The 12523-nt window shown below is 70.5% G+C and carries 7 protein-coding genes and 1 pseudogene; 4 read left to right on the top strand and 4 right to left on the bottom strand.

Annotated elements, in window-relative coordinates:
• Positions 1–253: 253 nt before the first annotated feature.
• Both HZU84_RS19365 and HZU84_RS19360 read right to left on the bottom strand, forming a co-directional pair.
• Complete coding sequence (locus HZU84_RS19365; protein WP_149502668.1) at positions 254–1084, bottom strand: hypothetical protein; 831 nt, start codon at positions 1082–1084, stop codon at positions 254–256.
• A gap of 39 nt (positions 1085–1123) precedes the next feature.
• Positions 1124–1711 (bottom strand): tetratricopeptide repeat protein, encoded by a 588-nt coding sequence (locus HZU84_RS19360; RefSeq protein ID WP_149502669.1) that lies wholly within the window; start codon positions 1709–1711, stop codon positions 1124–1126.
• 175 nt (positions 1712–1886) lie between these two features.
• Here HZU84_RS19360 and HZU84_RS19355 point away from each other — a divergent pair, with 175 nt between their 5' ends.
• The 3 genes from HZU84_RS19355 (at position 1887) to HZU84_RS19345 (ending at position 4879) form a co-directional block, all read left to right on the top strand.
• On the top strand, positions 1887–3161 hold the full coding sequence (locus HZU84_RS19355; RefSeq protein WP_149502670.1) for a BaiN/RdsA family NAD(P)/FAD-dependent oxidoreductase: 1275 nt from the start codon (positions 1887–1889) through the stop codon (positions 3159–3161).
• Between the two features lie 91 nt (positions 3162–3252).
• The gene (locus tag HZU84_RS19350) at positions 3253–3408 is read left to right on the top strand and encodes a hypothetical protein (protein ID WP_180693098.1); all 156 of its coding nucleotides are present in this window, start codon (positions 3253–3255) and stop codon (positions 3406–3408) included.
• Positions 3409–3565: 157 nt separating this feature from the next.
• Positions 3566–4879: a methyl-accepting chemotaxis protein gene (locus HZU84_RS19345; protein WP_149502671.1), complete on the top strand. Its 1314-nt coding sequence runs from the start codon at positions 3566–3568 to the stop codon at positions 4877–4879.
• A gap of 277 nt (positions 4880–5156) precedes the next feature.
• On the opposite strand, the gene dnaE is transcribed toward HZU84_RS19345, so the two are convergent.
• A complete protein-coding gene (dnaE, locus tag HZU84_RS19340; protein ID WP_149502672.1) occupies positions 5157–8750 on the bottom strand; it encodes a DNA polymerase III subunit alpha in 3594 nt (1197 codons plus the stop codon).
• Between the two features lie 237 nt (positions 8751–8987).
• Between dnaE and HZU84_RS19335 the strand changes: the two genes are divergently transcribed.
• The gene (locus HZU84_RS19335; RefSeq protein ID WP_180693097.1) at positions 8988–11948 is read left to right on the top strand and encodes a tubulin-like doman-containing protein; all 2961 of its coding nucleotides are present in this window, start codon (positions 8988–8990) and stop codon (positions 11946–11948) included.
• 446 nt (positions 11949–12394) lie between these two features.
• Here the strand turns inward: HZU84_RS19335 and HZU84_RS20785 are convergent.
• Positions 12395–12523 (bottom strand): annotated as a pseudogene (locus tag HZU84_RS20785) (BolA/IbaG family iron-sulfur metabolism protein); the annotation flags it as partial.

Genomic DNA, 12523 nt, shown 5'->3' with positions numbered 1-12523 from the left:
AACCCGACTGCACTCGACGCTGGCCTACGTCAGCCCGATGCAGTTCGAAGAAAACTGGCTCGCCGGCCAAGCTCGGCAAGCCAGCGCGTAGTCTGGCTATGGGATACGGAATACAGGGGCAAGGTCAATCTGAGGGGGCATCCTGAGCCCTCGCGAGCCGACGAGTTCCGTTCGAGGCGTCAAGCCCCATGCCCAGATTGGCGCTACCGACTCTGCTGGGGCTCGATGCTGCTGCGGTGGATGCCGCGCAGCGTCAGTTGCCAACCTTGAGTACGCCGCCCTTGCCCAGGCCGCCCTTGACCTCTTGTGCCTTGTAGTTGCGCAGCGAGATCACCATGTTGTTGTAGGCGTCCATGAAGGCCGCCACGGTGGCCTTGCCTTCGGGCGTGCGCGAGAAGCCGCTCAGTCCGCCCGCCGCACCGCCGCCAAAGGCGCCGAGCGCAGCGCCGAAGTTGGTGGCGGTGGAACTGCCCTCGGAGATGCCGATCTGTACACCCGAGCGGATGTCCATGAGCGTGAGCGTCACGACAGAGGCCTTCGATTCCATCGAACCTGCTACCGCGCCCAGCCCACGCCCGAGCAAGCCACCCAGCGCGCCTGCGATCTTGCCGGTGGAATCGTTGTTGATGATGATCTGCGGGTCGAGGAAGTAGTCGGCTGCGACGCGCTGCCCCTTCTGCTGTTGCGAGCCTGCGCGGAACTCGCCCGAGTTGCGCTGCTTGTCCGTGATGGAGGAGATCTTCTCTTCCATGCGGTTGTTGCCGATGGATGTGATCACGAAGCAGTTGGACTGCTGCACCGCCAGCCGCAGCAGCGGTTCTATCGACGTCACCTGAGTGGCTTGGCCGAAGCTCGCGTACCACTGCTTGCCACGCCCGTCGTCGACGGCCAGCGTGCCCAGCGGTGCATCGCAACGCTGCAGGTTGCTGTTGGCCCCGACGCTCGTGCCTCCCGCGGCACCGCCCTTGGCTTCGGTGGCGGCGGTGCCGGTGGAGACGATGCCACCGCCGGGTGTCACGCAGCCGGCCAGTGCGAGCGTGCAGGCCAAGGCTGTCCATTGGAAGGGGCTTGCCAGATTCTTCATGGTGATGTGCGTTGGGGGTGAAGGTCGGGGAAGAGGGTGTCAGTACAGAACCCAGACGCCGGCGCGCCAGGCCCAGTAGTACGGGTAGGCGCTGTACCACCAGGCGATGCCGTTCTTGCGGTAGTGCTCGCGCCAGCGGTAGCGTGCTTGTTCGTCCTGCTTTGCCTTGTTGGCTTCGGGCAGCAGCCTTGCCGATTCCTTGTCGCCGCGTTCTGCGGCGACCGACAGCCAGCGCTCGGCCTCGGCGGGATCGGACCCCATTTCCTGCAGGCCGGTGAGGTAGATGCGACCCAGCGCCGCCTGGGCGCGCAGGTCGCCACGCTCGCCGGCCTGGCGCAGCCACTGGATGGCCTGATAGCTGTCCATGCGCACGCCATCGCCGCGCATCAGGCGGATGCCCAGGTCGTAGGCCGCTCGCGGATCCTTGGCGGCGATGTCCTTCAGCGTGGCCAAGCGACGGGTTTCCTCGGGGTTGTCGTCCTTGGTGGTGTCGAAGGTGGCGGTGTCTCGCGGTCGGTCGGAGCAGCCCTTGTCGTCGCAGATGCGCACGTTGGCCGAGGGCACAGTCTGTAGGCAGCCACCCAGGGTCAGTGCGAGTGACAGGGCCAAGGAGGTGGTCTTTGTCATGGGCGGAGTCGTGGCTGGGTAGCCCGGCTGAACTGTGGTGAACTGTGATGAACATTATGGCGCCAGCTCCGGCGCGGTGGCGCCCTCTCACAAGTAACGGTGGCCTGGCTGGCGGACCGAGACGCCTGTCGGGCTTCGCGCGCGCGGCCCTTCGGCGAGCCCCTAGACTCGCCGCATGTCTGCCCCATTTCCTTTCCGCGTCGCCGTCGTCGGCGGCGGTCCCGCCGGCCTGATGGCCGCCGATGTCCTGCTCGCTGCCGGCGCGCAGGTCGAGCTCTTCGATGCCATGCCCTCGGTCGGGCGCAAGTTCCTGCTTGCCGGCAAGGGCGGGCTCAACATCACCCATGCCGAACCCGAGGCGGCCTTCCGCGGCCGCTACCGCGAGCGCGCCGCCGAGGTCGGCGCTTGGCTCGACGGCTTCGGCCCCGAGGCGCTGCGCGCCTGGGTGCACGCGCAGGGCATCCCGACCTTCGTCGGCAGCTCCGGCAAGGTCTTTCCCGAGGGCATGAAGGCCGCGCCGCTGCTGCGTGCCTGGCTGCACCGGCTGCGCGCGGCCGGGCTGGTGCTGCATGCGCGCCACCGCTGGACCGGACAGCTCGAGGCCGCGCAGGGCGGCGGCTGGACGCTCGGCTTCGACACGCCGCAGGGGCCGCGGGCCAACACGCACGATGCCGTCGTGCTGGCGCTGGGCGGCGCGAGCTGGGCGCGGCTGGGCTCGGACGGCGCCTGGCAGCCGTGGCTGGCCGGGCAGGGCGTCGACGTGGCGCCGCTGGTGCCGGCCAACTGCGGCTTCGACATCGCCTGGAGCGACTTCCTGCGCGAGCGCCATGCCGGCACGCCGCTGAAGAACGTGCGCCTGAAGTTCACCGATCGCACCGGCCAGGTCTTCGACCGCCTGGGCGAGGCGGTGCTGGGCGCCGGCGGGCTGGAGGGCAATCTGGTCTATGCCGCCAGCGCGCTGCTGCGCGACGAGATCGCCGCCTGCGGCCACGCCGACATCGCGCTCGATCTGCTGCCGGCCAAGGACGAGGCCACGCTGGCCGCCGCGCTGGCCAAGGGCCGCGGCGCGCGCTCGATGATCAATCACCTGAAGGAGCAGGCCGGCATTTACGGCGTGCGCGCGGCGCTGCTGCGCGAGGGGCTGGACGCGGCGCAGTGGACCGCGCTGTGCGCCGATCCGGCCGCGCTCGCAGGGCGCATCAAGGCGCTGCCGCTGCGCCTGACCGCCCCGCGCCCGATCGACGAGGCGATCAGCAGTGCGGGCGGCGTGCGGCTGGAGGCGATGGACGCGGGGTTGATGCTGTCCGCGCTGCCGGGTGTGTTCTGCGCCGGCGAGATGCTCGACTGGGAGGCTCCGACCGGCGGCTATCTGCTGACGGCCTGCCTGGCCAGCGGGCGGGCGGCAGGGCAGGGGGTGCTGGAATGGCGCGCGCGCTTGCGGGCCGGATGATTTCCGCAGATTGCACATGTTGTACTGGACAGCATCAAGATTGGCCGAATGGAGTCGATAGCCCGAGCTCATTCACGGTCCCGCTCGCACCATGCCTGCTGCCACTCCGGTGATGACGTCGTCCCCTGCGCTGCGATCGCCAGCCCTGCTGGTGCTGGTGCTGGTGCTCTGGATCGGACTCTCCGGCGCGGCCCTGTGGCATCTGCGTCCGGCGACCGCATCCCCGGACATCTGTCGCACGCGTTGACCCGCGGCGTCGGCCGGTCCAACTGCAGGAGACTGTCTTGGATAGCGTCGATCTTCAGAACCGGCAGTTCCATCGCCGGGCCCACCGCGTGGCGATCATCTGCGCCAGCACCCATTTGCTGCTGTGCCTGGGCATTGGCCTGGCGACGTCCACGCTGATGCTGGCGCTGGTGGTCGGGCTGCCTGCAGTGCTGATCCCCGCCTGGCTGGCGCACCGCGATCCGGCCTCGCTGCTGTCGCGTCTGGCGATGGCCACCGGTTTCATGATCTTCACGGCCCTGGTCATCCAGCAGGCCGGCGGTGACATGGAGGCGCATTTCAGCTTCTTCGTGCTGATGTCGGTGCTGGTGGTCTACTGCGACTGGCGGCCCATCGTGTTCGCACTCGGCCTGATTGCCCTGCATCACGGCAGTTTCACTGTGCTGCAGCAGATGGAGTCTGGCGCGATCGTGTGGAACAGTCCGCGCAGCGGCTGGAGCCATTTCTGGGTGCATGCCGGCGTCGGCACGGTCCAGGCCCTGGCGCTCTCCTATCTGGCCGTCATGCTCCGCAATCTGGTGCAGGGGTCGTTCCAGGTGAACGCGATGGCCGGCGCCATCAGCGAGGGCCGATTCGAGTCCACGCCTCCGGCCGGAGCCGATGCGCCGATGGTCGCGGCGATGGTGGGCATGCAGGCCCGACTGGGAGCGATGATGAGCCAGGTCGAGACGGCCGCTGCCAACCTCGGCTCGGCTCTGCAGGAGATCGCCAGCGGCTCCGCCGATCTGGCAGCTCGCACCGAGGCCAGCGCGGCTCGCACCCAGTCCACCTCGGTCGAGATCGCTGCCGTGGTGGATCAGTCCCGGGATACGCTCAAGGTCACGATGGAGGCCGAGCAGAGCAATCACCGGCTGGCTTCAGCCGTCTCGACGGTATTGGCTTCGACGCACCAGCTGCTGAGCACGATGCAGCAGATCGACGCCAACAGCCGGCGCATGTCGGAGATCATCGCGGCCATCGACGGCATTGCCTTCCAGACCAACATTCTCGCGCTCAATGCGGCGGTGGAGGCGGCTCGTGCCGGCGAGCAGGGCCGCGGCTTCGCGGTGGTGGCCAACGAGGTCCGCTCGCTGGCTCAGCGCAGCGCGGCTGCGGCCCGCGATGTGCGCGACCTGATCCAGGCCGCGGTGGCGAGTGTCGGCGAGGGCAACCAGATCGCTCGTGGCACAGGCCAGGCGCTGGGCGAAATGGAGGCGCTGATCTCTCGCGCCCAGGCCCTGATGCATCAGACTGCGGAGGCGACGCGACATGGGCAACCTCGCCTGGAAGCCCTGAACCAGTCCCTTCAGGACATCGACAGCACCATGCAGCAGAACGCTGCCTTCGTCGAGCAACTGGGTGCGGCGACGATGGCCCTGCGTCAGCAAGAGGCCGGGCTGCGCCACGCGCTTGCCTCGCTGCGCCGCGATTCGCCCGCCGGCCTGCCCGCCTGACCAGAAAAAAAGACGCCCCCTTGCGGGGGCGTCCCTGGCCGGACCCGGGAGCAGGCCCGGCCCTTCATGCTTCATGCGCTCATCAAGGGTTCAGGTGTGACGATCAGGCCGGTTGAGTAGGCCGGTCTGCAGGAACTCGTCAACCTGGGATGAAGGTTAGCAGCGTGAATCCCTGACGCCGAGCCCGCTTTTCCGGATCGGTCTCCCGAGGACAAGGGGCGGCGTGAAGGCCTGCGCACTTCCCCTGGCCTTGCCCGGTCCTCGGCTCAGCCTGTGCTCAGCCTGCGCTGTCGTCGGTGTAGACGAGCTGGGCCTGCGCGCCGCACTGCGCGGCCCACTGCGCCAGCGCCTCGTCGCTGGGCCAGAAGCGCGAGCGCTCGCCCAGGTCGATGTCGCCCACCGCCTGCTCGCGCACGATGCGCAGGCGCACCGGCACGCCGCGGGTCAGCGTCTCGCCGAACTCGGTGTCTTCCTGCTTCGGCGGATGCGCGGCCAGCACCGCGTCGATCGGCGGCAGCGTGCGCCCCACCACCACGCGCAGGAAGCGCGCATGGCGGCAGCGCGCCTCGGCCAGGTCCGAGATCTGCTGCACGTTGAAGCGCAGGCCGCCGCTGAAGCGGTCGGGCTGGACCTTGCCGGTCAGGATCAGCAGCTCGTCGTCCTTGAGCCGCTCGGTGTTGGCGTTGAGCAGCTCCTCGGCCACCACCGCCTCGATCGCGCCGCTCCTGTCGTCGAGCTTGAAGATCGCCGCGCGGCCGCGCTGGCCGTTGACGACGCGCAGGTCGGCGATGATGCCGGCCACCGTCTGCGGCTCGCGGCTGTCCTGCAGGTCGGCGATCTCGCGGCGCACGAACTGGCGCACCTCCGGGCCGCTCTGGTCGAACAGATGGCCCGAGAGGTAGTAGCCGATGGCGACCTTCTCGTGCGACAGGCGGGTCTTCACGTCCCAGGGCTCGACGGCCGGATAGTCGGGCTCGCGGGTGGAGCTGCCGTGCGCATCCGCCTCGTCGCCGAAGTCGAACAGGCCGCCCTGGTCGGCATGCGCGGCCTGGTTGTCGGCGTACTCGAAGGCCAGGCCGACGCTGGCCAGCAGCTGCGCGCGCCCGTCCAGACCGAGCGGATGCAGCCGGTCGAAGGCGCCGGCCTTGATCAGCGCCTCGACCACGCGCTTGTTCAGGCTCTTGCGGTCGACGCGGTGCGCGAAGTCGAAGATCGAGCGGAACGGGCCGCCCTCGGCGCGCGCGCGCAGGATCGCCTCGATCGCGCCCTGGCCGGTGCCCTTGATCGCGCCCAGGCCGTAGCGGATCAGCTTGTCGCCCGCCTTGCCCGGCGCCGGCTCGAAGCGGTAGACGCCGACGTTGACATCCGGCGCCTCGAAGGCGATGCCGAAGTGCTTGGTGGCATCGTCGCGCAGGATCTTGAGCTTGTCGGTGTCGTCCAGCTCGATGGTCATGTTCGCCGCGAAGAACTCGGCGGCGTGATGGACCTTGATCCAGCCGGTGTGATAGGCCAGCAGCGAATAGGCGGCGGCGTGCGACTTGTTGAAGCCGTAGCCGGCGAACTTCTCCATCAGGTCGAAGACCTCGTCGGCCTTGTCCTGGTCGATGCCCTTCTTCGCGGCGCCCTCGCGGAACAGCAGGCGGTGCTGCGCCATTTCCTCGGGCTTCTTCTTGCCCATCGCGCGGCGCAGCATGTCGGCGCCGCCGAGGCTGTAGCCGCCCAGCACCTGGGCGGTCTGCATCACCTGCTCCTGGTAGACCATGATGCCGTAGGTCTCGGCCAGCACCGGCTCCACCAGCGGGTGCGGGTACTCGACCACCTCGCGGCCGTGCTTGCGCGCGACGAAGCTGGGGATCAGGTCCATCGGGCCGGGGCGGTACAGGGCGTTCAGCGCGATCAGGTCTTCCAGCCGGCTGGGCTTGGCGTCGCGCAGCATGCGCTGCATGCCGCCCGATTCGAACTGGAACACCGCCTCGGTCAGGCCGTCGGAGAAGAGCTTGTAGACCTTCGGGTCATCAAGCGGAATGGTCTCGAAGGCAAAGTCCTTGCGGTGCGCATGGCGCGCGACGATGAACTCCTTGGCCAGCTCCAGGATGGTCAGCGTGGCCAGCCCCAGGAAGTCGAACTTCACCAGGCCGATGGCCTCGACGTCGTCCTTGTCGTACTGGCTGACCGCCGAGTCGCTGCCGGGCTGCTGGTACTGCGGACAGAAGTCGGTGATCTTGCCCGGTGCGATCAGCACGCCGCCGGCGTGCATGCCGATGTTGCGCACCATGCCCTCGACGCGGGTGGCGAGCTTGAGCAGCTCGGCCACTTCCTCGTCGTTCTTCTCGCGCTCCTCGATCTCCGGCGCCTCGTGGCGGGCGTAGATCAGCTTGGACTTGGCCGGGTCGAAGTTGGCCGGCAGCGGCGCCAGCGTCACCGTCTTGCCGGGCGGCGCCGGGATCAGCTTGGCGATGGAATCCACATGGCCGTAGCCCATGCCCAGCACCCGGCCGATGTCGCGCAGCGCCGCCTTGGCGGCCATCGTGCCGAAGGTGGCGATCTGGCTCACCGCGGGGCGGCCGTAGCGGTCCTTGACGTAGTCGATGACGCGGTCGCGGTTGCCCTGGCAGAAGTCGATGTCGAAGTCGGGCATCGAGACCCGCTCTGGGTTCAGGAAGCGCTCGAACAGCAGGTTGTACTGCAGCGGATCCAGGTCGGTGATCGACAGCACATAGGCCACCAGCGAACCCGCGCCCGAGCCCCGGCCCGGGCCCACCGGGCAGCCGTTGGCCTTGGCCCAGCGGATGAAGTCCGACACGATCAGGAAGTAGCCGGGAAAGCCCATCTTCAGGATCGTCGTCAGCTCGAACTCCAGCCGCTCGACATAGCGCGGGCGCTCGGCATCGCGCTTCGCGGCGTCGGGGAAGAGCAGCTTCAGGCGATCCTCCAGGCCCTCGAAGGAGAGCTGGCGGAAGTAGTCGGCCATCGGCATGGCCGAACCGTCGGCCAGCAGCGGCGTGGGAAAGTTCGGCAGCTGCGGCTTGCCCAGCACCAGCGTCAGGCTGCAGCGCCGGGCGATCTCGACGGTGTTGTCGATCGCGCTGGGAATGTCGGCGAAGAGCGCGGCCATCTCGGCCTGCGTCTTGAAATGCTGGTCACGGCTGAAGCGGCGCACGCGCTTGGCGTTGCCCAGCGTGTCGCCGTCGGCCACGCAGACCCGCGCCTCGTGGGCCTCGAAGTCGTCGGGTTCGAGGAACTGGATCGGGTGGGTGGCGACGACCGGCAGGCCCAGCTTCGCCGCCAGGGGCACGGTCGCGCGCACGTTCGCCTCGTGACCGGCCAGCTGCGCGCGCTGCAGCTCGAGGTAGAAGCGGCCCGGAAAGAGCGCTGCCAGCCGCTGCGCCACATCGCGTGCGCGCGCCGTGTCGCCCATCGCCAGCGCCTGGCCGACTGCGCCCATCAGGCCGCCGGAGAGCGCGATCAGCCCGCCGCCGAGTTCCTCCAGCCACGCCCACTTCACCCAGGCCTGGTTGCCGCGCTGCACATTGCCGATCCACGCGCGCGACAGGATCTCGCACAGGTTCAGATAGCCCTGGCGGTCTTGCACCAGCAGCAGCAGCCGGGTGGCGGGGCGGGCATCGCCGGCGGTGGCCGGGCCGTCGGGCTCGAGCCAGATGTCGACGCCGATGATCGGCTGCACGCCCTTCTTGCGCGCGGCGTTGTAGAACTTGATGCCGCCGAACAGATTGGACAGATCGGTGATGGCCATCGCGGCCTGGCCGTCCTTCGCGGCGGCATCGACCGCGTCGTCGATCCGCAGCGTGCCGTCGACCACGGAAAATTCGGTGTGGGAGCGCAGGTGGACGAAGTTCTTCGGGGCAGTCATCGCGGGATTGTAGGCAGCGGCTGTTGCAACTCGTGTCAGATGTCGTGATCTCTGCAACTTCGGGTGCCGGACTGGAAGTGGAAATAACGCAAAATGCCGCGCGATTACCCCGTAATTCCGGGGGCCATGCGGGGCGATCCGGCGGCGGGGGGCTGGCGGTTTGCCGGGACCATAGCGACCGCCGGGCGGCAGTGCTGCCGCGACCGGCATGACGACATTGCTGGATACGACGCTGACATGAATCATCTGTATCTCGGGCTCGGGGGGGCCGGTGTCCGGGTATGGCAGGCCCTGTGCCGCAGGCTGGCCTGCCGCATCGAGCCCGCCGGTCGCCGCGCGGTGCTGGAGCCGCTGCTGATCGACACCGATCCGAAGGAGTTCCGGGACGAGGCGCCTGGCTGGCGCCATCTCGGCAGCAGCCTGGTGCCGCCGGCCCAGCAGCGGCTGCTGCTGGGCGCCAGCGCCGCCGAGCTGCATGCGCTGCTGCGCGCCCGGCCTGAGCTGCGCGCCTGCCTGGCGCCCGAGGGCCTCGACTGGGAGGCGCGGCTGCTCGAGCTTGGCGCCTTCGACGCACCGCTGTCGCAGGTGGCGGCTCGGCTGCCGGGCTGGCCTTCGCGCCGGCTCGGCCGGCTGCTGCTGGCGCACGGCCAGGGGCGGGTGCGGCTGGCGCTGGATGCGGTCTCGCAGGCGCTGCAGGCCCGCCACACGCATCCGTCGCTGACGCTGCATCTGGTGGTCCAGCTCGGCGGGGCCACGGGCGCCGGTCTGCTGATCGACCTGCTGCAGCTGCTGCGCCAGCATCCGCCGGCCACCCGCTGCAGCGTGCATCTGCATGCGCTGCTGCCGCAGGACGACACCGCCGCCGGTCGGCCCGCGCCGCTGGCCGAGATCCAGGCCTATGCGGTGCTGCGCGAGCTGCAGGCCGCCGCGCAGGAGGGCCTGTTCGAGCTGTGCCTGCTGTCGGCACGCACCGACGAGCGTGGCCTGCAGCCGCTGGACGCCGCCGGACGCGAGCAGCGTCTGGCCGACTGGATCTTCCAGCGGGTCAGCGGCGAGCCGGAGTGGCTGACGCCGCCGCGCGCCGCGGGACAGGCCACCCGCCGGGGCGAGTTCGCCGCCTTCGGCCTGGCCGAGCGTGCGGCCGACCGGGTCGAGCTGCGCAGCCATCTGAGCCACGAGCTGCTGCTGCGGCTGCTGGCCCAGCTGCGCTACAACCACTGGCGCCCGGGCCTGGGCTTTGTCACCCATCCGCGCCCGGTGCCGGTCGAGGCGATGGACGCGATGGAGACGCTGCTGGTCGGCTGGGGCCTGAGCGAGGCGCATCTGCAGCTGGCCGCACCGCTGCCCGAGATCGACGGCGACAGTCCGCCCGGCACGCCGATCGAGCAGGAGTGGCAGGCGCTGGAGGCGCACTACCGACAGCTGATCGAGCTGGTCGCACCGGCCCGGCGCGCCACCGAGCTGCGGCGCCTGTTCGAGCAGGGGCTGGAGGAGCGCTTCCGCGGCCAGGGCATCGATGCGGCCTTCGATCTGCCCGACCATGCGCTGCGCCGCCGCGCGGTGGTGGTGCGCCAGCGGGTCGAGTCGACGCTGTGGGAGGACTGGCGCGAGGGCCGGCGCGCGCTGCATGAGTGCGGCCAGCTGCTGGCGGCGGTGCTGGCCGATCTGGCGGACCGCATCGAGCCGCTGCGCCAGGAGCAGCATGGGCTGGAGACCCAGGCGGCGCTGCTGTGGCAGCAGATCGAGGCGGCCGAGCAGGCCGCCGCGGTGCGTCCGGGCATGCTGGCGCGACTGCGGGGCCAGGCCGCGCCGGTCGATGTCGAGGCGCTGATCGAGCGGTTGCGCGAGTACGCGCTGGCGCGCACCCGCTCGGCGGCGGTCACGCTGACGCTGCGGCTGGTCGCCGAGATCGAGGCGCAGCTCACCACGCTGCAGGGCATGATCGACGCGGGCGAGATGGAGCTGGCCGCGCTGGTCGAGACCACCGATGCGGCCGCCGCTGCCGCGCTGCCGCCGGCCCGGCCGGAGGCCGGCGAGTCCCGGCTGGAGACGCGCGAGCTGCTCAACCACTGGCGCCAGCAGCTCATCACCCGCGAGACGATGCAGCGTGAGCATCTGCGGGTGCTGCGCGCCGGCCTGTTCGCCCGGCTCGGCGAGCAGGCGAGCTTCCGCATCTTCGCGCAGCGCATCGGCGAGGCGGCCACCTGCGACGCGCTGCTGGCGGCCTGTGCGCAGCGCCTGCCGCCGGCGCAGCTGCAGCCGGTCGCTGCCGGCGCCTGGGACGCCTGGCTGGCGGGCCTGCAGGCCGAGCCCGAGCGGCTGGCGCGCGAGCAGGCGGCGCTGCGTGCGCAGGCGGCGGTCTCGCTGCTGTGGTCGTCCGAGGAGGCGCCCGGCGCCAGCATCCAGGAATGCCTGCGGGTGCCGGCGCCGCCGGAGCCCGGCGAGGCCCCGGCAGACGAGACCGACGCGGCCGACGAGGACGAGGGCGGCGGCGAGGTGGCGGCCCGCACCGCCACGCGGCCGGTGCCGACGCTGCTGCCGGCGGATCTGGCCCGGCTGCTGCGCCGCCCCGGCGGTGCGGGCACCGCCCCGGCGCTGCAGATGCGCGCCGAAGGCGAGGGCGCGCTGGTGCTGATGCGCCTGGTGCGCGGCCTGCCGCTGCAGGCGCTGCGCCCGGTGCAGGAGCTGCACCGGCTGCACGAGGCGCACCGGCTGCAGGCGGGGCGCGCAGCCCTGTGGCTGCAGCTCGACGAGGCGGCCTGCCTGCCCGAGCTGCTGGCGGTCGACGTGCAGGCGCAGCAGGCGCGTGCGCGCACCGTCGTGCTGCTGGCCGAGGCCCTGGGCCTGCTGCGCCACGAACCCGAGCCGCTGACCGGCGCGCCGGTGCTGGTGCATGTCAGCCTCGATGCCGACGGCTTCGAGATCGCCCGTGTGCGGCTCGGGCGCGATCCGCTCGAGGCGGTCGACCAGGCCCGCGAGCGGGTGCTGCACGATCTTTTCGATGAGGTCTGCGCCGAGCTGCAGTCGGGTCGCCACGGCTCGCCCGAGGCGATCGCCGGGCTGCGCGACCGCATGCGCGACCGCATCGAGATGCTGCGCCGGCAGTCGCCGCCCACCCAGTGGGACACCATCAGTCGCGACTGGAACGAAGCCGCCCGCGAGGCGATGAAGCTGATCCGTCAGGAATGCCCCCGATGAGCCGTGCTGTCTGCACCAACCTTCCCGCCGCCTGCAGCAAGGCGGCTTCCCGTGCGCTGCTGCCGCTGAATACGCCGGACGATCGCTGCCCGGAATGCGGCGCCGCGCTGCTGCCCGTCGACGCGGCGGTCGAGTCCTCGCCGGCCGGTGCGGCGCGTTGGCTGGTCCCGGTGGTCGGTGTCGCGCTGGTGGCCACTGCCGGCTTCTTCCTGTCCGGGCGTGGCGAGTCGGCCTCGCAGTCCGGTGTGCGGGCCGGTGCAGGTGCCGCGCTGGTCACCCAGGCGGATGCGACGCTGGATGCCCAGCCGCCCGCCGCCGGCCTGCCTGCGACCCTGACGCTGCATGGCGCCGCGCTGCTGGACGCCGAGCTGATGGCCGAGCTGGTCCAGGCCTTCCTGCGTGCCGACGGCCTGAACGATGCGCGGCGCCCGGATCCGACCGTGCCGCTGCTGGTGGCGTGCGACACGCAGCTTGCCCTCGAAGCTCGCCGAGACGATCGTCGCGAAGAAATGCCGGCCGTCGCCCTCGACATCGAGGTGCTCGCAGGGGAGGCCCGCAGCGATGTAGTCGCGGAC

The organism is Sphaerotilus sulfidivorans (genome assembly GCF_013426975.1).
Lineage (GTDB): Bacteria > Pseudomonadota > Gammaproteobacteria > Burkholderiales > Burkholderiaceae_C > Sphaerotilus > Sphaerotilus sulfidivorans.
The sequence above is the reverse complement of the archived record's forward strand: the minus strand, read 5'-3'. Positions and strand labels throughout refer to the sequence as shown.